Raw genomic sequence first — 22,662 nt, forward strand, 5'->3', positions numbered from 1 at the left:
CCGGCTACGGCTTCATCTTCTCGTAGACCTCTTTGCAGCTGGGGCAGATCGGGAACTTCTCGGGATCGCGACCCGGCGTCCAGAGCTTTCCGCACAGCGCCCGCACCGGCTTGCCGGTGAGCGCGGATTCCAGGATCTTGTTCTTCGGAACATAGTGCGAGAACCGCTCGTGGTCGCCGTCTTCGAGGTGCTCCTTGGCAATGAGCTCTTCGAGTTCGCGATCGAGTGTGTCGATTCCGCCTCCGGCGTGGTCGGTGTCGCTCATGCCCCTAGTTTCGCATGGTGAAGGCAAGAATCGCAGGCGAGCGCCGCTCGAAGATCCGCCCGCCCAGAAGCACTCCCGCCACGAGGATGACCGTGCCGAGCGCGATCCCGCTCACCAGCGCCGCCCAGCCCCAGTCTCCGCCCTGGATGAGGAACAGGAAGGCGAAGACGAAGGTCGGCCCGGCCAGGACAGCGGTGACGATGAACGACACCGACTGGATGAACGCGGAGGCCGACCCGGCCGCCTGAGGCTGCGCGAAAGGACTGTCGCCCGGCCGCACCGCCGGGTAGGGGAAGGCCGCCGACATCACGCTGGAGAATCCCAGGCCGCTCAGCAGGAGGCCGAGGCCCACGCCGAGAATCGCCGGAAGGGATGCGGGATCACCGAACAGCGAGGAGCAGGTGACGGAGGCGATGACGATCACCGGGATACCCACGACGAGCGCGGGGATCGCTCTGCCGAGCCGGTCGGCGCGGCCGGGAACCGACGAGGCGATGTGCAGCCAGACGGCGGTGTTGTCGTAGGCGATGTCGTTGTGGATCGACCAGCCGAGGAACAGCGCGATGACCGGCACGGGGAGGAGTGCGAGCACGTTCGTCGGCACGCCGCCGATCATGAGCGGGAGCATGAGGATGAGCGGGACGATCGGGATGATCAGGAGGGAGACGTGGTAACGGGCATCCCGCACCCAGTAGGTGAAGCTGCGCGCTGCGACCGCCGCGGTCGGGCTCGACGGGAGGAGCCGGAAGAAGCCGAGCCCGCCGTACCTGCGCGCGTGGGCCTGGCGTTGCGGAGTGACGAGCATGAGCGCGACGAGCGCGCGCCACGCCAGCCACAGGCCGCCGACGAACGCGATCGCGATGAGTTCTTTCAGGAGTGCGGCGCCTACCTGGCCCGCCGCCGCATCGGCCGGCGCCGCCCAGACCGCACCCAGCGGGGTCCAGCCGACGACGCGCGCGACGTCCTCCAGGATGCTGAGGCCGCGATGCTGCCAGTCGACGGTGAGGAGGGAGATGAATCCGGGCGCGAGCAGCAGCAGAATCACGATGCCGAGCACGCCGGTGGCGTCACGCGAGCGACGGGTGGAGAGCAGGAAGGCGGCGAGCGAGGTCGTCACCCGCGCGGAGAGCAGGCACGTCGCCAGGATGACCGCCGCACCGACCACGGCGAACAGAACGGGGAGCAGCCCGCGCGCCCAGGTGACGATCTGCGCGAGGCCGATGAGCGCGACCGCGACGGCGGGAACCCCCACGAGCGACGCGGTCGCGAGCCCGGTCGCGAGGCGCCCCGTGGGAATGTCGTAGACGGCGAAGGTGCGCGGGTCCATCGCGTCGTCGGTGCCGAATACGAGCGGCACGAGCAGAAATCCCAGAACGAGGATCGCGCCGAACACCGTGACCGCGCTGGCCGCGAGCGAGACCGGCGCGAGGCGGAGCCCGAACAGCGCGGAGGCCACGACGAGCGCCATCCCCAGACCGTAGAGCAGCCCCACGATGAGAGCCACGAGCTGCCAGGGGCTGCGCCGGAACGAGTTGCCGAGCAACCGGAGTCTCAGGCGGAGAAGGTGTGCAACCACTCCATGCCCTCCGTGTCGGTGCGGCCACCGGCGAGTTCGACGAAGCGCTCCTCGAGAGTCTTGTCGCCGCGCACCTTCGCCATCGTTCCCGTGTCGAGGACAGCTCCGTCGACGACGACTGCGACGTAGTCGCAGATGCGCTGGATGAGATCCATGCTGTGGCTCGACAGCACCACCGTGCCGCCCGCCGCGACATAGCGCTTGAGGATGGCCGTCACATTCGCCGCCGAGACCGGGTCGACGGACTCGAAGGGCTCGTCGAGCACCAGCAGCCGCGGCGAGTGGATCAGGGCGGCGGCGAGGGCGACCTTCTTGGTCATCCCGGCCGAGTAATCGGTGACGAGTCGGTCGAGGGCGTCTTCGAAACCGAAGGCGTTCGCGAGGTCGGCCGTGCGGGCCACCACGGTGTCGCGGTCGAGTCCGCGAAGCACGCCGGAGTAGTAGAGCAGCTGCGCGCCGGTCAGGCGGTCGAAGAGGCGGAGGCGGTCGGGCAGCACGCCCATGTTGCGCTTCGCCGTCACGGGATCGCCCCAGACATCGGCGCCGTGAACGGTGACGCTGCCCGCGTCGGGCCTCAGGAGCCCGGTGATCATCGAGAGGGTGGTGGTCTTGCCGGCGCCGTTGGGGCCGACGACGCCGAAGAACGACCCCGCGTACACGTCGAGATCGATGCCCGCGACCGCGATCGTGCTGTCGAATCGCTTGCGAAGGCCGCGAATGGCCAGCACGATCTCGCGGGGTACCGCCGGTTCGGCGACGGGTTCCGGCGCGGGCTGCTCGACGGGGGTGGTCGCGACGGCCACCGCCCGTGAGGGAGTCTTCGCCGCTGGCGCCCGCTTCGCGCGAGCCGGTGCCGAGGGGGCAGCTGCCTTCGCAGCGGGAGTCGTGCGGGCCGGCGCCGCGGTGCGCGGCGATCTCGCGGCGGGCGACTTCGCGGCGGGAGTCCTCGCGGCGGGCGACTTCGCGGCGGGCGTCTTCGGGGCAGGTGTCTTCGGGGCAGACTTTTTCGGGGTGGTCGCCTTCGGAGCCGGCGCGGAGTCAGCATCCGCAGCGCCGGGTACGCTCGCGCGATTCGCCGGCGTGGAGGCTCGTCTCACGGGACGAGAGGCGGCAGAGCGAGACGGTCGAGGAGCTGAGGTCGCGTCAGGTTCTGATTCCACGATTCAACCGTACCAAGGGTTGCCTGAGCAGTCTGGACCGCTGTCACGAATGATTAACGTCTCGCAGTATGTCCTGTTCGTTTACAGCTTCGACCGGTAAAGTTGAATGAGCACAACGATGTGTCCATACATACTCCCCATGGTGAACGAGCGGTAAATAGTCCGCCTCCCTGGGCGACATCTAGGAGACGATACGTGAGCACGCAGGTAGTGATCCTCGCCGCAGGCATGGGCAGCCGGCTCGGTCGTTCCCTCCCCAAGCCCCTCACCGAGCTCAGCGACGGCCGCACCATCATGCAGCAGCAGTTCGACAACATCCGCCACGCCTTCGGCGACTCCGCACAGGTCACGATCGTCGTCGGATACAAGCTCGAGCACATCATCGAGGCGTTCCCGCAGGCGAGCTTCGTCTACAACGAGCAGTATGACCAGACCAACACCTCCAAGAGCCTCATGCGCGCGCTGGCCGCATCCGCCCCCGGTGGCGTGCTCTGGATGAACGGCGACGTCGTCTTCGACCCCGAGGCCCTCGAGCGCGCGGCGCGAGTCATCGCCCGGGAGCAGTCGTTCGTCTCGGTCAACACCTCGAAGGTGTCAGACGAAGAAGTGAAGTACACCACCGACGCCGAGGGCTACATCAAAGAGCTCTCCAAGACGGTCGAGGGCGGCCTCGGTGAGGCGGTCGGCATCAACTACATCTCCCGCGACGACAAGGCGACGCTGCTGCGTCAGCTGAAGCGGGTCGACGCCCAGGACTACTTCGAGCGTGGCATAGAGTTGGCCATTGAGCAGGACAAGCTGCGCATTGAGCCGGTCGACATTTCCGACCTCTATGCCGTGGAGATCGACTTCGCCGAAGACCTCGAGAGGGCCAACCTCTTCGTCTGAGCGGGTCGCCTTTGCCGGGCACGGGGTCACTCGACCAGAGTGAGGAACCCGTGACCACCACTGCAGCACCGCGCCGTCAGTGGACGCCTTTCTCCCGGTATCGCCATTCCCTGTGGCTCCTGACCCGGCGCGACCTCAAGGTGCGCTACTCCACCTCGGCTCTCGGCTACTTCTGGTCGATCCTCGATCCGCTCGTCATGGCGGCGATCTACCTCATCGTCTTCACCGTCATCTTCCACCGCAAGGGCGGCGAAGAGCCCTACATCGTCTTCCTGCTCACCGCCCTCCTCCCGTGGATGTGGTTCAACGGCGCGGTCTCGGACTCGACCCGCGCGTTCCTCCGCGAGCAGAAGCTGATCCGTTCCACCAAGATCCCCCGGTCGATCTGGGTGCTCCGGCTCGTCCTGTCCAAGGGCATCGAGTTTCTGGCGAGCATTCCCGTCATCGCGATCTTCGCGATCATCACCCAGTTCCTGCCGAATCCCGCTCAGCACGCTCAGCTGCACTGGGAGGTCGTCTACTCCCTCCTCGCCATCGTTCTCGAGGCGATCCTGATCGTCGGCATCGGCCTCATCGTGGCGCCACTCGTCGTCTTCTTCCGCGACCTCGAGCGCGCCGTCAAGCTGGTTCTGCGCTTCGCGTTCTACGCCTCCCCCATCGTGTACGGGCTCACCGACGCCCGACTGATCAGGCGCGCGAGCGTGGATGTTCTGCTCGCGTTCAACCCGCTGACGGGCATCCTCTCGCTGTATCGGGCCTCGTTCTTCCCCGCGGAACTCGACCCGCTGGCGATCGTGCTGTCCATCGTGCTGTCGCTCGCAATTCTGGGGCTCGGCATGATCGTGTTCCGGCGCAGCATTCGCGCGGTGCTGAAGGAGATCTGAGTGACTGAGACCACGAGCGCCGCTGGCACGACGGCGCAGCCGACGCCGGTCATCCGCGTTCAGGATGCGGGCATCCGATTCCGTCGCAACCGGCTGTCACGCCGCAACTTCAAAGACCTGCTGTCGACCCAGAAGCGGCGCACACGGCCCGGTGAGTTCTGGGCGCTGCGGCACGTCAGCTTCGAGGTGGGGCCCGGCGAGGCGATCGGCGTCGTCGGCCGCAACGGACAGGGCAAGTCCACACTCCTCAAGCTCGTCGCCGAGGTCGTGCTCCCCGACGAGGGCGCCGTGCGCATCACCGGCGGGGTCGCGCCGCTCATCGAGATCACGGGCGGCTTCGTCGACGACCTCACGGTGCGCGACAACGTGTATTTGACGGCCGGCCTGCACGGGATGACCAGGCCAGAGATCGACGCCGCGTTCGACGACATCATCGACTTCGCGGAGATCGGCGACTTTCTCGACACCCCGTACAAGCACCTGTCGAGCGGAATGCGCGTGCGGATCGCGTTCGCCGTGATCTCAAGCCTGGATGAGCCGATCCTGCTCGTGGACGAGGTGCTCGCCGTGGGCGACCGGCGCTTCAAAGACAAGTGCTACACCCGGATCGAGCAGCTGCTGGAGAGCGGACGCACCCTCTTCTTCGTCTCGCACAGCGAGAAGGAACTCCTGCGATTCTGCACGCGCGGCCTCTACCTCGACAAGGGCGCTCTCGTACTCGACGCTCCAATACAAGAGGTTGTGGACCGCTACAACAGCGACTACAACTCGAAACCATGACCCCTCCGCTCCGTCAGCTCCCCTCCGTGCCCACGAACCCCGTCGCGATCCGCGGCGTCGAGAAGCTGCTGAGCGTGCAGCGACCCGTCGTGCTCGCGCACCTGCGCACGATCCGCAAGGCCCACCCGAACGCGTCGCCCGCGGAGGTGATCCGCATCCTGGAGCGCCGCTACGTGGCGGCCGTGACGACGGGCGGGGCGGCGGTCGGCGCGACCGCGGTCATCCCGGGTGTCGGAGTCGTCGCCTCGCTCGCCCTGTCGAGCGTCGAGACCGCCGGGTTCCTGGAGGCGAGCGCGCTGTTCGCGCAGTCGGTGACCGAGGTGCACGGCATCGCGATCGACGATCCCGAGCGGGCCCGCACCCTCGTCATGGCGATGATTCTGGGCAGCGCCGGCAGCGAACTCGTCGAGCAGCTCGCCGGGCAGGTCACCGGCACGGCACCCGCACGCTCCGCGTTCTGGGGCGAGCTCGTCACCAAGAAGCTGCCGCGTTCCGCGCTGTCGCGCATCGGCCAGCAGGTGCGGAAGTCGTTCATCAAGCGATTCGCCGCGAGAACCGGCGGTCACTGGGTGGGACGCGCGCTGCCGTTCGGGATCGGCGCGGTCATCGGCGGATCCGGAAACTTCGTGCTCGGGCGCAGTGTCGTAGCCAGCTCGCGCACCGCGTTCGGGCCGCCACCGTTCGCGTTTCCGCTCGTTCTCGACGCGCGATTCGCCGAGACCGACTCACCCAGCGAACCCACGCCTCCTCCCCACCTCAGCGTGCCCGGCGGCCATCCACAGTAGCGCGGGAGCGGTCGGGGGCCGAGGCTAGATTGGCCGGCATGACCCGATCCCACCTCGCCCCGGTCAGCGATGAGATCGCCTACCGCGTCCCGTGGCACTTCGCGCAGGCGGAGGCGCACTACCGCCTGCGCAACACCGGGGCCGAGACCCTTTCCGGAGTCACCTTCTGGCTTTTCGGCTCGGGCGTCATGCCGGCGAGTGCGCCCGCGACCCTCCATCCGGGCGACGCGCTGCACCTCCACATCACGGGCTCCGACCTCGCACGGGACACCATCGGGATCGTCCGCTGGTTCCGGCTCGACGGCACCGAATACCTGTGGCGGGTGAGCTTCTGATGCGGGCGCGGCGGCCGCACCCGGCTGCTACTGTCGGATCGATGCCCCGCTTCACCTTTTCCCGCGGGAACGCCCTGAAGGTCGCGGCGCTCCCTCTCTACGCGCTGGGCGCGCTCGTGAGCGCGGTGGTTCCCCGCGAGCCCGGCCGCTGGGTGTTCGGCTGCGGGAGCGGTGTCGGCGAGGGCGCGCTCGCCCTCTACCGGGAGGCGGCTGCAGCCGACCCCTCGCTGCGACTCACCTGGCTCGCCCGCGATGAGCGGGATCGGGAGCAGGCGACGGCGCTCGGCATGCGCAGCGTGCGGGCATCGAGCTGGCGCGGCTTCTGGGCGACGCTGCGCGCCTCGGTCGTCGTCGTCACCCACGGCTTCGGCGACGTGAACCGCTTCGGCAGCACAGGGGCCTACGTCGTCCAACTCTGGCACGGCGTGCCGCTCAAGAAGATCCATCTCGACTCACCGGCGACCACTCGCAGTCCCATCCTGTCGGGACTGGGCCTCGTGCGCCGATTCAGCCGCGCCGCCTACGTGCGGGCCGCGCAGCGCATCCGGCTGTTTCCCGCCTCATCCGAACTCGCCGCCGAACGGATTCGGTCGGCGTTCGCGCTTCCCGCCGCCCGCGTGGTCGTCACCGGCGATCCGCGCGACGACGTGCTCTTCGACGGAGGGGCGGGGTTGCGGTCGTCGGCTGCGCGCGGGCGGCTGGCGGAGCTACTGAGCGAGCCCGAGTTCGAGCGGGCGCGCATCCTGCTGTACGCACCGACCTGGCGGGATGGCGCGCCCGACCCTGCGGTACCGACCACCCGGGAGTGGGCGGGAATCGCCGATTATCTCGCCCGCACCGACTCGCTGCTGGTCGTGCGTCCGCACCCGCTGAGTGTGGGCGAGTACGCCGCGGGTATCGCCTCCACACCGCGCGTGCACCTGCTCGCGGCGGCCGCGGTGGGCGACATCACTCCCCTGCTGCCGGCGGTCGATGTCCTCATCACCGACTACTCGTCGATCGCCTTCGACTACGCACTCGTGGGCGGTGTCACCGTGTTCATCGCACCGGATGTCGCCTCGTACGGTGCGACGAGGGGCCTGTACGAGCCCTACGAGGATTTCAGCGGCGGCACCGAGGTCGTCTCGTGGACCGAGCTCCTCGGTCTGCTCGACCGCAGTGACGCCGACCCGCGGGTAGCGGCGAGGCTGCGCCGGCACACGGATGACCTGCTCAGGGTGCACGACTTCCGGGACGGGCACAGCGCCCGTCGCGTCTACGCCGCCATTCGCGCCGACCTCGCGGGCGCGCCGCTCCCCCTGGAACCGGCGCCGGCGCGATCCACGCTCACGATCGATCGGCTGGAGGTGGTGGCGGTGCCGGAGCCGGTCATTCTCGTCGGCGGGCCATCCGCCGCGCTCACCCCGGCCACGCTCTCGCTGGCGGGCACCCGCCACGTGCTCACCGCGGAGATCGGGGTCGACGGCGAGCGATGGTGGGCGCGGCTCCCCCTGCTCTCGGCCCGGTGGGGCGGACCGCCGCTGGCGCCCGCCTCCGGGCTCTACCGATTGCGCGCGCGGGACGCCGGCGGTCGCAGGCTCGACATCGACAATCGAGCCCCGCACGGCGACCCGGTGCTCGTGGAGGGTCACGCGCTCATCGAGTTCCCCGAGTCCACGACCTCGCTCTCGCTCCGCTTCGCGGCGCCGCTGCGCGCCGACGAACGGGGGGCCGACAACCAGTCGCGCCTCGAGCGCGGCTACCGGGCGTGGCGGGGTGTGCCGGGCGACGCGGTGTTCTTCGAGAGCTACTTCGGGCGCAATGCCTCGTGCAACCCGCGCGGGATCGACCGGGCGCTGGCGACACTGAGTCCCGAGAGCACGCGGTACTGGTCGGTCGCGGACGCGTCGGTGGAGGTGCCCGAGGGCGCTGTGGCGGTGATCGAGGGCAGCGCCGAGTGGTGGGCGGCACGGGCATCCGCCCGCCTCATCGTGGTCAACGACTGGCTGCGCAAGAGGTTCGATGCGAAGGCGCACCAGACGGTGCTGCAGACCTGGCACGGCACCCCTCTCAAGCGCATCGCCCTCACCCGACCCGGTTTCCGCCCTCGCGCCGACCTCGCGGCGGTGCGGGAGAGCTCACGCTGGGACATCCTGCTGGCACAGAATCCGTTCAGTGCGGCCGCGCTCGCGCGCGCGTACCAGTTCCGCGGGCCTGTCTGGCAAGAGGGGTATCCGCGCGACGATGTCCTCATCACGGGGGACGCGGCCGCGACGCGACGTCGCCTCGGCATCGCGCCCGGAGCTCGGGTGGTGCTGTACGCGCCGACCTGGCGCGACGATCGGCCCAGCCACGTGGACCACATCGACGTCGCCGCCTTCGCGCGCGGTCTCGGCCCCGAGTTCGTGGTGCTCGTGCGGGCGCACTCCCGGTCGATGCACCCTGGCAGTGATCTGGTCGGGGAGGGAGTGCTCGACGTGACCGGGTATCCCGACATCTCTGATCTCTTCCTCGTCGCCGAGAGCCTCGTGACCGACTACTCCTCGGTGATGTTCGACTTCTCGGTGACGGGCAAGCCGATGTTCTTCTTCGCGCCCGACCTCGACCACTACCGCGACGAACTGCGGGGGTTCTACTTCGACCTCCTCGCGGACTCGCCGGGCCCCGTCGTTGAGGAGTCCCACGAGCTGATCGAACTCGTGCGCGCGCCCGGGTCACGGGCCGAGGAGTACGCGGAGAAGTACGCCGCGTGGCGCGCGCGCTTCAACCCACGCGATGACGGGCACGCCGGCGAGCGCGTTGTCCGGCGTCTCATCGCGGAGGGTCATCTCGGCGAGCCTCGGAAGATCGTCTGACGTCGCGTCTCCGCATCCGGGCCTGCGACGCACTGCGGTCGGTTCTCGGCGCTCAGACGGCTGAGTCGTGAGCGCGGTCAGCCCTCGGTGCGCGAGGTGTCCATGGTGTCGCCGGCGCCGCGAATGATGCCTTTGAGGAATCCGGCACCCCAGCTGAGGTGCATGGTCGGCAACACGAGCACGAAGAGCCAGCGGTCTTTGGGCGAGCGCCCGCGGTCGTAGACGAAACCGATCCACAGCAGCAGCATCACGTAGGCGAAGAGGCCGAGGTGCACGAGCGAGAACAGCAGGCTCAGTTTGCCGTGCAGCACTCCCGTCGCCTGCAGTACCCCGGCGACGACGCTGACGGCCACCGCGATGACGAGAAGGGGCGGGACGAAGAATCGCCACGGGTTGCGCCCCCCGTAGCGTCGCACCAGTTCGGCGCGCCAGACGCCGGTGGTGAAGAACTGCCGGGCGAGCTTGCGCCAGCTCTCCCGCGGCCAGTAGGTGACACGCAGCGTGGGGTCGAACCACACGACGTGCCCGGCGCGCCGTATGCGGAGGTTGAGCTCCCAGTCCTCACCGCGCCGCAGGGTCTCGTCGTAGAGGCCCACTTCGGTGAGGATCTCGCGGCGGAACACGCCGAGGTAGGCGGACTCCGCCGGACCTTCGGGTGCGCCGCCGTGGTAGCTGCCGCCACCGAGGCCGAACTTGCTGTTGTAGGCGCGCGCGGCGGCCCGTTGGAACGGGGTGGTGCCGCTCGCCTCCATCACCCCGCCCACGTTGGCGGCGCCGGTGCGGTGCAGTGTGGCGACGGCGCGGGCGGTGTAGCCCGGCGCGAGTTCGGAGTGCGCGTCGACGCGCACGATGATCGGGTGCGTGCTCGCGGCGACGGCGAGGTTGAGACCGGCGGGGATGTCCGTGCCGGGGTTGTTCACGTAGGTGACCCGCTCATCCGCCGCCGCCAGCCGGTGCACGAGTTCGGTGGTGCCGTCGGTCGACGGACCGAGGGCGAGGATGAGCTGCTGTTCGCCGGGGTAGTCCTGGCTGAGGACGGTGCGCACCGCGTTCTCGACGTAGGCGGCTTCATTGAGGACCGGCATCACGTAGGAGACTCCGGGGTGGGGGTCTTCGGTGGCGGCCATCTGGTCCAATGCGTCGTGCTGGGCAGTCGATCGAGCCTACCAGCGCGCACACGAGGGGCGCGGGAGGGAGCTTTCGCTCCTCCCGCGCCCCGTTGTCGCTTACTTCAGGGTGCCGAGTGTGACGTCGACCTTGCTCGCGGTGCCGCTGCGCACGTAGGTGACGGTCGCCTTGGCTCCGCCTGGCAGCACGCGAACCTGCGCGGTGAGGTCGGTCGCCGAGGTGATCGGAATCCCGTTGAAGTTGGTGATCACGTCGCCCTTCCGAAGGCCCGCGTTCGACGCCGCTCCGCCCGAGACGACGGACTCGATGAGCGCGCCGACGGTGGTTGCGCTGCCGCTCGTCGTGCTGTTGTTGGCGTCGGCGACGGAGGCACCGAGGAGGCCGTGGGTCGCCTTCCCGTTCTTGATGATCTCGTCGGCGATGCGCTTGGCGGCGTTGGAGGGGATCGCGAATCCGACTCCGATGCTGCCGGACTGTGAGCCGGTGGTGGAGGAGTCGCTGGCACTGGCGATGGCGACGTTGACGCCGATCACCTTGCCGTCGCTGTCGAGCAGGGCGCCACCCGAGTTGCCGGGGTTGATCGCCGCGTCGGTTTGGATGACGGAGAGTGAGATGGTGGAGGTCGCCGAGCCCTGGGTCTGGGTGTTGCCCTGACCGGGCATGTCGAAGTTCCAGAAGTCGAACGGTCCGTTCTGGCCGTTGCTGCCGGATCCACCCCCGTTGGTGCTGTCGTCGGGTGTGGTGGGGGCCGCGGAGGACGCGACGGTGATGCTGCGGTTGAGGGCGCTCACGATGCCGTTCGTGACGGTTCCGGCGAGGCCGAGCGGGGCGCCGATCGCGATCGCGCTGTCTCCGACGTTGAGCTTGCTCGAGTCGGCGAATTCGGCCGGCTGGAGCCCGCTGACGTTCTGCAGTTTGATGACCGCGAGGTCGTCGGTCGGGTCGGTGCCGACGAGAGTTGCGGAGTAGAGCCGGCCGTCATTCGTCTCGACCTGGATCTTGGCGGTGGCGACCTCGCCGTCGAGGGTGACGACGTGGGTGTTGGTGAGAACGTATCCGTCCGAGCTCAGAATGATGCCCGAACCGGTTCCAGCGGCGGAGGTGCCGGTGACGCTGATGGTGACGACGGAGGGCGACGCCTTGGCGGCCACGGCCGTGATGGTCGTGGCATTCTTCGCGTCGTTGACGGTGATGCTCGCGGGGTTGGAGTTCGAGCTGGTGGTGGTGGGTTCGGCCGCACGGAAGGCGGCGATGCCCACTCCTCCGCCGACGGCTCCCCCGACGAGTGCTGCGACCGCGGCAACGGCGATGACGGTGCCGACTCCCGCGCGCTTCTTCGGTGAAGGCGTCACGGGCGTGAGGTTCTCGGTCTCCGCGGTCGCTGTGGGCGGTGCGGCGCTGTAGTAGGAAGGGGTGGGCGTCGGCTCTTGGGGCGCGTCGGTCATGGGGAAGAGCTCCTTTCAGCGATGCAAGCATCGTCTGCGAACCTGAACATATTATTTGGCCGGGCTGTACGTCGGCTGGCGGCCAGCATTGTGGCTCAGGAGGTCGGGGCGACCGTCGAAGGTAGCGGCGTGCCGGCGGGTTTTCAGCACCCGGGCCCGCTCGGATCGGTCACGCAATCGGCGTGCACGAGCACGGTGCGCACCAGGTACACACGCTGGGTGATCGGAGTGGCGGGACCCTCGACGGTTCCGTCGACGTCGATCCAGTCGCTCCCGTCGTATCGGTAGGAGACCGCGTAGTGGACGGTCACGGTGGTGGTGACCGAGCCGCGGGCACGATAGACGTGGCTCGTCGCCGTGGTCGTGAGGTCGGGCAGATCGAGGGCCTCCCAGCTCGCTCCGGCCTCGCGCACGGTGGCGACCTCACCGTCGCCATAGTGCCACTCGAATTCCCGCGGAGTGAAGCGCACATCGATGGGCTTGCCGAGCAGTCGACCGTGCCGCAGCTGCGGCGCCCCGTCGACGAAGTAGTTGGTGGGGATGCCCACCGCGGCCCAGAACCCCGGCTCCGACTGCGCGTGCACGCGAGTCGGGTGGAAGGAACGGAGATCGTGGAGGGTGAACGGGCTCGTCACCCAGATGTCGTTGCGCTGGGCGTACTCCGTCGCGACCTGGGTCCAGTCAGTGGGCGTCGGAGACGGTGTGGGCGACGGCGGTACCGCGGAACCTCCCGACCGCTGCGAGCCGGACTGACCACCGCTCGACTTCGACGCGGAGAAGTCAACGGATTGTTCGTGAGGACATGCGTTCATCTTCCGCGATGAAATCTCGCACTCATGTTCACCCCGCGGCGCCCCAATATTCCCCGCTACGGCCGCAACTATCAGGACAGCGGCACCGACGAGCTTCGTCAGCAATAGTCTGCCTTTCCCGCCCCGCGAATCGAGTCGACCCGGAGCGAGGCGCCTGGCTCGTGACTTTGCACGAGAACTGAGATGAGTGACTGCACGGGAGAGGAAGACTCACGCGGAACGATGCGTCCATCTCGTCGGATGAGTGCGGTATCGGACTCGTCTTCGCAGTAGCCAACCGAAACTTCCGTCTCCCCGCTGCTTCCGCTACGCGTCGATACGAGTGTGAACTTCGATTGGTGCGACGCGCCTCGCGAGGCATAGCCGCCAGCTTTGAATGCTCGATAGTCGTCGCTCACAAAGCGAAGCCACGACGCCGTTGCGAGGGAACGAATCGAATCAAGGTCACCGACTCCCGCGTACGCACGATCCTCGGCGAGGGATTCGGCCTTGATGACCCGGGCCGCCTCCTCGAGCAGCGCCTCGTTGCGCTGAGCTGTCGTCTGCGGCGTCGGTGTCGAGAGGTGCAGGGGCCGGGGTGGGGCGTCGCACGCACTCAACAGCATGACGAGCGCCGCGCATCCCACGACCGCGCCGACGCGCCTCGCGGCCGTCCCACTGCTGCGAACACGGCGATGCGGGGCGGGAGGGGACGGGATCACCCGAGCACCGTAGCGAGCCGCCAGCGCGTGAGCCCGGAGTTCTCCACAGGCACCGCGGAAGTCTCCCACTCCTGTTCACCCCACGGCGCCCTGATATTCCCCGCTGCGACCGCAACTATCACGACAGCAGCTACGACACGCGCTAGCAAAAGCTCTCCTCCTTCGATCCTGTCGTCGAGTCGAGACGAAACTGATTGTGGGTCGCGGGACCTCGAAGCAGACTCGCCACGAGAGACGTGCGCGACGATTGAGATCCGGGAGGGAGGGCGTGTCCGTCACGACCGACGACTATTAGGTCTGAGTCGTCCTCGCAGTAGCCAATTTGGACCTCCATCGCGCCGGCGTCATCGGTCGAGGATCCCAATATTCGGAACCTCATGGGGTGAGGTTGTCCTCGAGTAATCAAACCGTTTGCCCGAAACTTTGTGACATCGTCGCGGAGGAAGCGAAAGTGCGACGGAGTCTCATACACGCGCAGTGCGTCGATATCGTCGACACCCGCGTAGACCCGAGTTTCCGCGGCTGTCTCGGCCTTGATGACCCGGGTCGCCTCCTCGAGCAGCGCCTCGTCGCGCTGGGCCGTCGTCTGCGGCGTCAGCGTCGAAAGGTGCGCCGGCTGAGAGGAAGCGGAGCAGGCACTGAGCGAGACGATGACCATCGCGCAGGCGACGAGCCGGAGGGCGGCCAATGGAACGTGCATTTTCCCCGTCAGCAATAGTTGCCATCTGTCGGCTCGAAAGTCCTATCGAGTACCAGTGGCGAATTGGTGCCGGAGCCCCGTCTGAGTACGGCGACGAGAGGGACTAACGGCGATCGCGACCCTCGCGACAGAGCTCGCCCATCCGGACCAATGACGGCCGTCGCCGACTCATCTTCGCAGTACCCAACTCTGACCTCGGTATCTCCCGCGTTTGAGTTCTCGACAGTCAGTAATGTGAAGCCGAAGGGCCTCGAAGCTCCTCGCGTCGTGAATCCTCTGGATCGAAATTTCTTGAGGTCCTCCCTCACCAGGCGATAGAGGGCCGGCGTCTCGAAAAGTCGGAACGATTCACTACGATCAACGCCCGAGTATGCGCGGTCAGTCGCCGCGGTCTCCTCCCGGATTACGTGGGTCGCCTCCTCAAGCAGCTCTTGATCACGCTCGGCCGTCGTCCTCGGGGTTGGCGTCGACAGGTGCAGAGGCCTGGGAGGGGCGTCGCAACTGCTCAGCGCAGTAACGAGCGCCGCGCACACGAGCATCTCGCCGACTCGCGCCGCGATCCGATGTCGCTGTCTCAACACGCGTCCTCCTGGTCCGAGCCGTAGGTAGCGTCAATAAGCGGCGAAGCGCCAGCAGAAGAGGTCAAGATGAGCGTCGTAACGAGCGGAACCAATGGTGACTTAGACTCCCGAGGTAATTCGTGACCATCGTGACCGATCAACGCCGTGTCCGACACGTCGTCGCAGTACCCGACTTTCAGCTCAGTCTGGCCTTCCTTGTTGGTCGATACGCCCGCCAAGATGAATCCGTAAAGGCGCCCGTGCCCGCGCATGACCAACCCCTTTGACCGAAATTTCTTGACGTCATCGCTCACGAAGCGGTAGTGCGACGGCGTCTCGTACTGCCTGAGAGATTCGAGGTCGTCAACGCCGGCGTAGACGCGCTCACTCGCTGCCAGATCGGCTCGGATAACCCCCGCTGCCTCGCTGATGAGAGCCCGCTCCCGCTGAACCGTCGAGGGCGTTGCCGATACGGACGCGTGCGGGGGCCGCGCCAGATTCGCGCAGCCGCTGAGCGCGACGAAAAGTACGGCGCATCCTAGATATACGCTGGCCCGCGTTGGAATGTGGAATGTGCTCAGCAATAGTCCACCGCGATAGAGCTGTCAACGCTGTCGATGCGAGCGAGCGATCCACGCGAAGTCGGCACGAGTACCTTGGCCAGAAGTGGCTGCCGTGCTGCGCCAGTTGACGAAGAAATGTCGTTGCCTCGCTTGTTGACCACCTGAACACCCGAGACGTCCGCGCAGTATCCCACGATGACGCTTCGAGTGCCGTGAGTTGGAATCGAGGCCGAGACGAATGTGACGTTCCCTATTGTCGTCTGCCCGCGCTGTACCACGGCGCTCGCGCGGAAGCCTTGCAAGCCCTTTATCGTCACGGCGAACCACGAGTCAGATTCGTATCGTCGCAGCACTCGAACGTCCTCCACTCCCGCGAACACACGATCCGACGCCGCGTTATCCGCTTTGATGACCCTCGCCGCATCCTGGAGTAGCGCTTGGTCGCGCTGCGCGGCGGTGAGTGGTGCTGACGTCGATGAGTGGGGTGCCCTGGGCTGAGCTGCGCAGCCACTGAGAGCCGCCAGAAGGGCGCAGAGGCTGACCACCCCTCTGCGCACGCGGCGCTTCGAAGGGATGCGATTACCGAGCGCGGATGACGTCCGCCATCGAATTCTCAGCAATAGTTCACGCCCTCCAAGCCGGAGGTGAAGTCGACCAGCGTGGAGGAAGGTGAGCCGACGGTCATGACCACGATTGTCACGAGCGATGCACGAGGTGAACCCGATGCGCGAGGAATCGGGTGTCCATCCCGGCGGAGCAGCGCGGTGTCGGACACGTCGCTGCAATAGCCGACCCGCAACTCGGTCTCGCCTGTTCGCCGCGTGGACATCGTCACGAGGGTGAATGCACTGGCGCGGGCCACCCCGCGTGTGATGAGTCCCGCAGACCTGAACTGGCGAAGCTCCTTGCTCACCGCGCCGAACCACGACGGTGTCGCAAGTGGTCGAAGGGCATCGAGATTGTCGACGCCTGCGAAGATTCGATCCTCGGCGAGGGATTCAGCCTTGATGACCCGGGTCGCCTCCTCGAGCAGCGCCTCGTTGCGCTGGGCCGTCGTCTGTGGTGTCGGTGACGAGAGGTGCAGGGGACGGGGCGGGGCGTCGCAGGCGCTCAGAGCGACGAGGAGCGCCGCGCATCCCACGACCGCGCCGACGCGCCTCGCGGACGTCCCACTGGTGCGAACACGGCGATGCGGGGCGGGAGGGAACGGAAGCACCCCAGCACGGTAGCGAGACGCCGGCGCGTGCGCCCGGAGTTCTCCACAGACACCGCGATGCCGTACATTGGCGCCATGACTGTGAGCGGGGCATGGCAGCGGGCCGCGCGCGGCGCGATGCTGCTGGGCGACGACGGGGTGTCGCGACCGACCATCTTCGCCGAGATGTCGGCGCTCGCCACCAGCAGAGGGGCCATCAACCTCGGTCAGGGGTTCCCCGATGAGGATGGTCCCGCCGAAGTGCTCGACGCGGCGCGACGCGCGATCAGCGACGGACTCAACCAGTATCCGCCGGGTCGCGGGATGCCCGTCCTCCGTGACGCGATCGCCGAACACCAGGCGCGCTTCTACGGTCTCGCCTACGATCCCGACACCGAGGTGCTGGTCACGGCCGGCGCGACGGAAGCGATTGCGGCGAGCATCCTCGCCCTCACGGAGGCGGGGGACGAGGTCGTCACCTTCGAGCCGTTCTACGACGAGTACGGAGCGATCGCCGCGCTCGCCGGCGCGACACACGTGACGGTTCCCCTGCGAGCCCCCGCCTTCCAGCCCGATCTCGACGAGTTGCGCGCGGCCGTCAGCGACCGCACGCGAATCATCCTGATCAACTCACCGCACAACCCGACCGGCACCGTGCTCGGCCGCGAGGCGCTCGAACTCATCGTGGAGCTCGCGCACGCCCACGACGCACTCATCGTGACGGACGAGGTGTACGAACACCTCACCTTCGGCGTGCCGCACATCCCCATCGCCTCCCTGCCCGGCGCACGGGAGCGCACCGTGAGCATCTCGAGCGGCGGGAAGACGTTCAACACCACCGGGTGGAAGATCGGCTGGCTGACCGCACCCGCCGAGATTGTGGACGCAATCGTCGCGGTGAAGCAGTTTCTGACCTACGTGAACGGGGCGCCGTTCCAGCCCGCGATCGCGGCGGGCCTGCGCCTGCCGGATGCGTACTTCCGCCAGATCGCCGGTGTCCTCCAGGGCAAGCGAGACCTCCTCGCGGCGGGCCTCACTCGGGCCGGCTTCCGCGTGAGCAGCCCGCAGGGGGGCTACTTCGTGATCGCGGATGCCGCACCGCTCGGTTATCCGGATGCGGCGGAGCTGTGTCGACGACTGCCGGATCTCGCGGGCGTCGTGGGCGTACCGGTGAGCGCCTTCGTGCGCACCGAGCGAGCACGCGAATACGCGTCGCTCATCCGCTTCGCCTACTGCAAGAAGCTCGAACTCCTCGAGGGCGCCTCGGCCGGACTCGTGCGCCTCGGGGCGCGCTGAGGGGCAGACCCTCCAGCGATCAGCGTGAAGTCGCTTCTTCGAGCGCAGCGGCGGGCGCAGCGCTCGCGACGAGCGGCAACGACATGCTGAACTGCGTGCCGACGCCCTCCTCGCTCTCGACGTTCATCGATCCGCGGTGGGCCGTGACGATCGCCTTCGTGATGGTGAGCCCGAGGCCCACGCCCGGGACCGCGTTGCGGGTCGCCGTCGAGGCACGGAAGAAGCGGGCGAACAGCTGGTCGAGCTCCGACGCGGCGATCCCCATTCCGGTGTCGCGCACCGTGATGACGGCATCGCGGCCCTGCTCGGAGATGGAGACCGTGACGGTTCCACCACGCGGGGTGAACTTGATCGCGTTCGAGATGAGATTGTCACAGGCCTGACCGAGCCGGATGGGGTCGCCGTGCACGAGCGGTGAATCGACGGTGAGGATCTCCTCGACGAGGGTGATGCCCGCCGACGCCGCGACGGGTCGGGCCGACTCGACCGCCGCGGTGACGATCCCCTCCAGCTCCATGTCGTGCGCATCGAGCGGAAATTTGCCCGACTCGACCTGGGCGGTGAAGAGCAGGTCGCCCACCAGACGCAGGAGGCGGTGCGCGTTGCGCTCGGCGACCGCGAGGTACTGCATCTGCTCCTCGGAGAGCGGATACTCGTCGTCGTCCTTCATGAGTTCGAGGTAGCCGAGGATCGAGCTGAGCGGGGTGCGGAGCTCGTGAGAGATGAGCCCGACGAACTCGTCCTTGAGGCGCGAGACCTCCTTGGCCTGAGTGACATCGGCGGCCACGAACAGGTAGCCGACCGTCTCACCCGACTCGTCGGAGCGCTTCGTCACCGAGAGCGATACCGGAACCGAGGTGCCGTCGTCGCGGATGTAGGTCCACTCGCGGCTCTCCGCCTCCCCCAGGCGGGCCGACTCGACGAGCGCGGAGAAGCCCGGGTTCAGTACCGTGGCGCCCGGAGGGTAGTTGAGTTCACGCGCGCGATCCTCGAGCTCCTGCGGAACGTGGAAGTCGAAGACGTACCGCTTGCCCTCGGCCTCCCGCGCGGAAGGCCCGAGCAGCTTCTCGGCTCCCGGGTTCCACGCGTCCACGAGACCGGTCACGTCGGTGCCGATGACGGCCTGCTCGGTGACGGCATCCCACACGCCCCGGAACATCCGCGAGACTCCGCGGAAGTTCGCCTCGCTCTCCTCCAGCTGGGTGGCGTAGTCGAAGGTGCGCTGGAGCATCCGCTCCTTCTCGTCAGCGAGCGCTCGAACCTCGCGGAACTGCGCGCGCGACTGGCGGGCGAGCTCGTTGATGATGGAGGCGAAGATGGCGAAGACGAAGGGCGCGAAGATTCCGCGCAGCAGTTCGGTCGAGTTGGTGGGCCGCGCGATGCCGAAGAGGAACGGCATCATCAGCGCGACGAAGGTGCCCGCCGTCGCGAGCGCGATGTACCACCGCCCCTTCTCCGAAGCGATCCAGACGACGGGAAGGATGATCAGGGAGACGAAGAGCGAGGACGCGGCCCCCGTTCCCGCCCGGAACGCGCCGAAACCGAGCAGATCGACGACCGGGATGATGATGGCGAACTGGTCGAGAGCGCTGACCCGGGTGACGACCGCGGAGAACAGGGTCGCCAGCGTGATGGCCGCGATCCCGGCGAGGATGAAGGCCGGATTCGAGATCTGGAGTCCGCGCACCGAGTACAGCACGACGAGCGCGACGGCGAAGGCCAGCGCGGTCGGCAGCTGCTTGAGTCCCGCCGAGGGGTGGTCCACCGAGAGGTGGGCCATGACGGTCTTCCAGAACTTCCTCATAGGCGGGCCCCCACCTCCTCCGTCAATCGGGCGCTGAGCTCACGCGGGCTGAAGGGCTTGATGAGGTAGCCATTGGCGCCCGCGTCGAGGCCGGCGTTCTGGGCCGACTCGTCGACCGCGGCGGAGAGGAGAAGGATGCGCACGCCCTCGAGCTCGGGGCGCTCACGCACCCTGCGGCAGATCTGGAGGCCGGTCATCCCGGGCATGGAGACGTCGAGGATCGCGAGGTCGGGCACGAGCCGGGAGATGGCATCGAAGGCCGACTCGCCATCACCGAGGTCGGCGACGAGGTCGAGGCCCGCGCGGGCGACCGAGATCTTCACGAGGGTGCGGATGTCGCTGTCATCATCGGCGATCACGACTCTGGTCATGCGGCACTCCACCTCGGTACGCAGTCGCGCAGCACGCGCACGACCTCTGCTCGGTTGAACGGCTTCGGCAGGAAGGCCTCGGCCTCGGGAAACTGGATGGTCGGCAGCACGGAGGTGATCGCGATCGCGCAGTCCGGCAGTTCGGTGCGGACCCGGGCGACGAGATCCCAGCCGTTGATGCCGGGAAGCACGAGGTCGACGACCATCAGGTCGGGCTCGACGCCCGCATAGGCCAGGATCGCGTCTTCGGCGTTCCCGACCGTCATGACAGCGCACCCCGCCCGGGTGAAGTAGGCGTTGAGCAACTCGCGCTGGTCGTCGCTGTCTTCGACGACGAGAACGCGCACGCGGTCGTCACGGATCGACAGATCGGAAATCATGAGAACCGCACCCCCTGCGCTCACTAGAACAGTCCTGCTACCCCCGTAGTGGACTATTCCAGCTTATGGGCAGTGGACACCGCGTGGGGAGGTTTGCCCACCCCGCTTTCGGGTGGTGAGGCCGCGCAGCGCCGGAGAGGTGTCAGCGGGTCGTGACGCGGAAGCGGCGCAGTTCGAGGGCCGGGTTGATGGCGCGGACCTCCTCGACTCGAGCAAGGGAGATCTCGGCCACACCGACCCCCTCGGTCTCGCCGACGGTCGCCAGCTCGACACCCATCGGATCGACGATCATGCTGTTGCCGACGCCGACGGGAGGCATGTGGTCGGCCGCCGCGACATACAGGGTGTTCTCGAGAGCCCGGGCGGTGACGAGGGTGCGCCAGTGGTGCTCCTTGAGCGGGCCCCGCACCCACTCCGAGGGAACCAGCACGAGGTCTACTCCCGCGTCGGCCAGCCTGCGCGTGACCTCCGGGAAGCGGAGGTCGTAGCAGGTCTGCAGGCCGACCGTGAAACCCTCGAAGTGGAAGGTACGCGGGGCCTCGATGGGGCCGGGCCGCACCCACTCCGACTCCCGGTCGCCGAACGCGTCGTAGAGGTGCAGCTTGCGATAGGCGGAGAGGAACTCCCCCTGATCCGACAGCGCGACGAGGGTGTTGGAGAAGCGGTTGGGGTCGTCGATCTGCTCGACGAGCCCGACGACGATGAGAACACCGAGATCGGCGGCGACATCGGCGACCGCCTCGATGAAGTGACCGTGGATCGGCTGCGCGGCGTCGACGAAGTCCCGTCCGAGAGTCGGCGCGAAGAATGACGAGTACTCCGGGAACACGACGAGGCCGGCTCCCCGACGTGCGGCCCGTTCCGCGAGCGCGCGCAGGCGAGCGGCATTCGCGGCCGGATCAGAGCCGGGAGCGAACTGGGCGACCGCGATGCTCGGGTCCCCGGGGGCGGCCTGGACCTCTGCGCGGTGCTTCGTCATCTGCCCAGCCTAGAACGAGCGGGGCACCCGGCGGGAGCGACGGATGACCGGGGCCGCCGAACCGTCGCCTCTCAGGCCCGGCGCGACTGCTCCGCCGCGACGACGGCGACCAGCCGCTCGAACAGCGGATGCCCGTCGGGCACTCCCGTGACCTCGCGAACGAAGGCAGCGGCGCCGGCCCGACTCAGGAGCTCCTGCAACTCGACGCTCTGCGGGTCGTCGGGCACATCGAAGCGCAGTGCTGCGCCGACCGCGCGCAGGAGGGCGTCCACCGGCAGTCCGCGCTCGGCGAGCTCGGCCGCGGGCCCGATGAAGCGCTCGTGGCGACCCAGCTTGCGCAGGGGCTGCCGGCCGACCCTCTCGACGATGTCGGCGAGCTCGGGGTTCGCGAACCGCTGGAGGTTCGTCTCGAGGTAGGCCTGCTGCACCGCCGGGTCGAAGTCGTGCTTGGCGACCAACAGCGCCTTGGTCTCCCCGAGGACGGCGCGGACCTGCTCGGCGACCTCCGGAATGCCGATGGCCTCCGCGATCGAGGACGCCCCCGCGAGGAAGCCGAAGTAGGCCGTCGTCGCGTGGCCGGTGTTGACGGTGAAGAGTTTGCGCTCGATGTAGGGGGCGAGGTCATCCACGAAATGCGCCTCGGGGATGACCGGCGCCTCGTCACCGAACGGCGGCGCCTCGATCGCCCACTCGAAGAACGACTCGACCGTCACGTCGAGCCCCGCGCCCGGTGCTTGGCCCGGCACGATGCGGTCGACCGCGGTGTTCGCGAACACGGCGCGGTGCGCGAAGGCCGGATCGGCGAGTGCCTTGTCGACCTCGGCCTGGAGCAGGTCGGTCGCGTTGATCGCGTTCTCGCACGCCATGACCGCGAGTCGGGGCAGGGCGGGGTCGCGCTGCGCGAGAGCGGCGGCGATGAGGGGAGCGACGAAACGGAGGATGTTCGGCCCGACCGCCGTCGTGACGACCGAGGCGGTGGCGATCTCGGCGACCACCTCGGCCTCGTGCGTCGCGCTGTTGAGGGCCCGATAGTGGTCGACCGTGCTCGTGGTGGCACCGACGCCGACCTCGCGCACCTCGTAGCTCGGCGTTGCGGCCAGCGCGTCGATGAGTTCGGCGTTGACGTCGGCGAAGACCACCTCGTAGCCGGCGTTGTGCAGGATGAGCCCCACGAATCCGCGCCCGATGTTGCCGGCACCGAAGTGCACGGCCTTCAGCGCG

The 22,662-nt window shown here is 67.9% G+C and carries 21 protein-coding genes; 7 read left to right on the forward strand and 14 right to left on the reverse strand.

All coding sequences use genetic code 11. The features are described 5' to 3' along the window. Window positions 1-4: 4 nt before the first annotated feature. The 3 genes from G3T37_RS04210 to G3T37_RS04220 are packed head-to-tail and all read right to left on the reverse strand — an operon-like array spanning window position 5 to window position 2,644. On the reverse strand, window positions 5-265 hold the full coding sequence (locus tag G3T37_RS04210; RefSeq protein ID WP_163472194.1) for a DUF3039 domain-containing protein: 261 nt from the start codon (window positions 263-265) through the stop codon (window positions 5-7). 4 nt (window positions 266-269) lie between these two features. Beyond that, window positions 270-1,841 carry a hypothetical protein gene (locus G3T37_RS04215; RefSeq protein WP_163472195.1) on the reverse strand — a complete coding sequence of 524 codons (1,572 nt, stop codon included), beginning with the start codon at window positions 1,839-1,841 and terminating at the stop codon, window positions 270-272. Continuing rightward, the gene (locus G3T37_RS04220; RefSeq protein ID WP_338401177.1) at window positions 1,817-2,644 is read right to left on the reverse strand and encodes an ABC transporter ATP-binding protein; all 828 of its coding nucleotides are present in this window, start codon (window positions 2,642-2,644) and stop codon (window positions 1,817-1,819) included. The genes G3T37_RS04215 and G3T37_RS04220 overlap by 25 nt, the downstream gene beginning before the upstream one ends. A 552-nt stretch (window positions 2,645-3,196) precedes the next feature. Between G3T37_RS04220 and G3T37_RS04225 the strand changes: the two genes are divergently transcribed. Genes G3T37_RS04225 through G3T37_RS14780 form a run of 6 tightly spaced genes read left to right on the forward strand, consistent with a single transcriptional unit; the run spans window position 3,197 to window position 9,507 of the window. After that, the gene (locus G3T37_RS04225) at window positions 3,197-3,889 is read left to right on the forward strand and encodes an NTP transferase domain-containing protein (protein WP_163472197.1); all 693 of its coding nucleotides are present in this window, start codon (window positions 3,197-3,199) and stop codon (window positions 3,887-3,889) included. A 50-nt stretch (window positions 3,890-3,939) separates the two neighbouring features. Continuing rightward, window positions 3,940-4,773: an ABC transporter permease gene (locus tag G3T37_RS04230; protein ID WP_163472198.1), complete on the forward strand. Its 834-nt coding sequence runs from the start codon at window positions 3,940-3,942 to the stop codon at window positions 4,771-4,773. Beyond that, a complete protein-coding gene (locus tag G3T37_RS04235; RefSeq protein WP_174247728.1) occupies window positions 4,774-5,553 on the forward strand; it encodes an ATP-binding cassette domain-containing protein in 780 nt (259 codons plus the stop codon). Further along, the gene (locus tag G3T37_RS04240) at window positions 5,550-6,338 is read left to right on the forward strand and encodes a hypothetical protein (RefSeq protein WP_163472199.1); all 789 of its coding nucleotides are present in this window, start codon (window positions 5,550-5,552) and stop codon (window positions 6,336-6,338) included. The genes G3T37_RS04235 and G3T37_RS04240 overlap by 4 nt, the downstream gene beginning before the upstream one ends. A 38-nt stretch (window positions 6,339-6,376) precedes the next feature. Then, window positions 6,377-6,673, forward strand: a complete 297-nt coding sequence (locus tag G3T37_RS04245; protein ID WP_163472200.1) for a hypothetical protein — start codon at window positions 6,377-6,379, stop codon at window positions 6,671-6,673. Between the two features lie 41 nt (window positions 6,674-6,714). After that, the gene (locus G3T37_RS14780) at window positions 6,715-9,507 is read left to right on the forward strand and encodes a CDP-glycerol glycerophosphotransferase family protein (protein ID WP_241732083.1); all 2,793 of its coding nucleotides are present in this window, start codon (window positions 6,715-6,717) and stop codon (window positions 9,505-9,507) included. 77 nt (window positions 9,508-9,584) lie between these two features. On the opposite strand, the gene G3T37_RS04260 is transcribed toward G3T37_RS14780, so the two are convergent. From G3T37_RS04260 to G3T37_RS04285, 6 genes are all read right to left on the reverse strand, one after another. After that, complete coding sequence (locus G3T37_RS04260) at window positions 9,585-10,634, reverse strand: glycosyltransferase family 2 protein (protein ID WP_163472201.1); 1,050 nt, start codon at window positions 10,632-10,634, stop codon at window positions 9,585-9,587. A gap of 99 nt (window positions 10,635-10,733) precedes the next feature. Then, window positions 10,734-12,080: a S1C family serine protease gene (locus G3T37_RS04265; RefSeq protein WP_163472202.1), complete on the reverse strand. Its 1,347-nt coding sequence runs from the start codon at window positions 12,078-12,080 to the stop codon at window positions 10,734-10,736. A 143-nt stretch (window positions 12,081-12,223) separates the two neighbouring features. Next, window positions 12,224-12,892: a hypothetical protein gene (locus G3T37_RS04270; RefSeq protein ID WP_163472203.1), complete on the reverse strand. Its 669-nt coding sequence runs from the start codon at window positions 12,890-12,892 to the stop codon at window positions 12,224-12,226. 843 nt (window positions 12,893-13,735) lie between these two features. Continuing rightward, window positions 13,736-14,281 carry a hypothetical protein gene (locus G3T37_RS04275; RefSeq protein ID WP_163472204.1) on the reverse strand — a complete coding sequence of 182 codons (546 nt, stop codon included), beginning with the start codon at window positions 14,279-14,281 and terminating at the stop codon, window positions 13,736-13,738. A gap of 586 nt (window positions 14,282-14,867) precedes the next feature. Next, a complete protein-coding gene (locus tag G3T37_RS04280) occupies window positions 14,868-15,437 on the reverse strand; it encodes a hypothetical protein (RefSeq protein WP_163472205.1) in 570 nt (189 codons plus the stop codon). A gap of 592 nt (window positions 15,438-16,029) precedes the next feature. After that, window positions 16,030-16,632 carry a hypothetical protein gene (locus G3T37_RS04285; RefSeq protein ID WP_163472206.1) on the reverse strand — a complete coding sequence of 201 codons (603 nt, stop codon included), beginning with the start codon at window positions 16,630-16,632 and terminating at the stop codon, window positions 16,030-16,032. 75 nt (window positions 16,633-16,707) lie between these two features. Between G3T37_RS04285 and G3T37_RS04290 the strand changes: the two genes are divergently transcribed. Continuing rightward, a complete protein-coding gene (locus tag G3T37_RS04290; RefSeq protein ID WP_163472207.1) occupies window positions 16,708-17,907 on the forward strand; it encodes an aminotransferase class I/II-fold pyridoxal phosphate-dependent enzyme in 1,200 nt (399 codons plus the stop codon). Between the two features lie 19 nt (window positions 17,908-17,926). On the opposite strand, the gene G3T37_RS04295 is transcribed toward G3T37_RS04290, so the two are convergent. The 5 genes from G3T37_RS04295 to G3T37_RS04315 form a co-directional block, all read right to left on the reverse strand. Continuing rightward, window positions 17,927-19,711 carry an ATP-binding protein gene (locus tag G3T37_RS04295; protein WP_241732084.1) on the reverse strand — a complete coding sequence of 595 codons (1,785 nt, stop codon included), beginning with the start codon at window positions 19,709-19,711 and terminating at the stop codon, window positions 17,927-17,929. Continuing rightward, a complete protein-coding gene (locus G3T37_RS04300) occupies window positions 19,708-20,082 on the reverse strand; it encodes a response regulator (protein WP_163472208.1) in 375 nt (124 codons plus the stop codon). Before G3T37_RS04300 ends, G3T37_RS04295 begins: the two co-directional genes overlap by 4 nt. After that, window positions 20,079-20,462 (reverse strand): response regulator, encoded by a 384-nt coding sequence (locus tag G3T37_RS04305; protein WP_163472209.1) that lies wholly within the window; start codon window positions 20,460-20,462, stop codon window positions 20,079-20,081. The genes G3T37_RS04300 and G3T37_RS04305 overlap by 4 nt, the downstream gene beginning before the upstream one ends. A gap of 142 nt (window positions 20,463-20,604) precedes the next feature. Further along, entirely contained in the window at window positions 20,605-21,441 is an 837-nt protein-coding gene (locus G3T37_RS04310; protein ID WP_163472210.1) for a carbon-nitrogen hydrolase family protein, read from the reverse strand. A 71-nt stretch (window positions 21,442-21,512) separates the two neighbouring features. Further along, entirely contained in the window at window positions 21,513-22,658 is a 1,146-nt protein-coding gene (locus tag G3T37_RS04315; protein ID WP_163472586.1) for a mannitol-1-phosphate 5-dehydrogenase, read from the reverse strand. Between the last annotated feature and the right edge of the window lie 4 nt (window positions 22,659-22,662).

Origin of the sequence: Galbitalea soli (genome assembly GCF_010686725.1) — a bacterium.
In the GTDB taxonomy this organism is placed as follows: Bacteria; Actinomycetota; Actinomycetes; order Actinomycetales; family Microbacteriaceae; genus Galbitalea; species Galbitalea soli.

Excerpts from the sequence above, each read along its gene's own strand:
- G3T37_RS04240 (WP_163472199.1), top strand. The coding sequence starts at position 5,550 with ATGACCCCTCCGCTCCGTCAGCTCCCCTCCGTGCCCACGAACCCCGTC.
- G3T37_RS04270 (WP_163472203.1), bottom strand. The coding sequence starts at position 12,892 with ATGAACGCATGTCCTCACGAACAATCCGTTGACTTCTCCGCGTCGAAG.
- G3T37_RS04300 (WP_163472208.1), bottom strand. The coding sequence starts at position 20,082 with ATGACCAGAGTCGTGATCGCCGATGATGACAGCGACATCCGCACCCTC.
- G3T37_RS04210 (WP_163472194.1), bottom strand. The coding sequence starts at position 265 with ATGAGCGACACCGACCACGCCGGAGGCGGAATCGACACACTCGATCGC.
- G3T37_RS04260 (WP_163472201.1), bottom strand. The coding sequence starts at position 10,634 with ATGGCCGCCACCGAAGACCCCCACCCCGGAGTCTCCTACGTGATGCCG.
- G3T37_RS04305 (WP_163472209.1), bottom strand. The coding sequence starts at position 20,462 with ATGATTTCCGATCTGTCGATCCGTGACGACCGCGTGCGCGTTCTCGTC.
- G3T37_RS04265 (WP_163472202.1), bottom strand. The coding sequence starts at position 12,080 with ATGACCGACGCGCCCCAAGAGCCGACGCCCACCCCTTCCTACTACAGC.
- G3T37_RS04310 (WP_163472210.1), bottom strand. The coding sequence starts at position 21,441 with ATGACGAAGCACCGCGCAGAGGTCCAGGCCGCCCCCGGGGACCCGAGC.
- G3T37_RS14780 (WP_241732083.1), top strand. The coding sequence starts at position 6,715 with ATGCCCCGCTTCACCTTTTCCCGCGGGAACGCCCTGAAGGTCGCGGCG.
- G3T37_RS04290 (WP_163472207.1), top strand. The coding sequence starts at position 16,708 with ATGACTGTGAGCGGGGCATGGCAGCGGGCCGCGCGCGGCGCGATGCTG.
- G3T37_RS04245 (WP_163472200.1), top strand. The coding sequence starts at position 6,377 with ATGACCCGATCCCACCTCGCCCCGGTCAGCGATGAGATCGCCTACCGC.
- G3T37_RS04295 (WP_241732084.1), bottom strand. The coding sequence starts at position 19,711 with ATGAGGAAGTTCTGGAAGACCGTCATGGCCCACCTCTCGGTGGACCAC.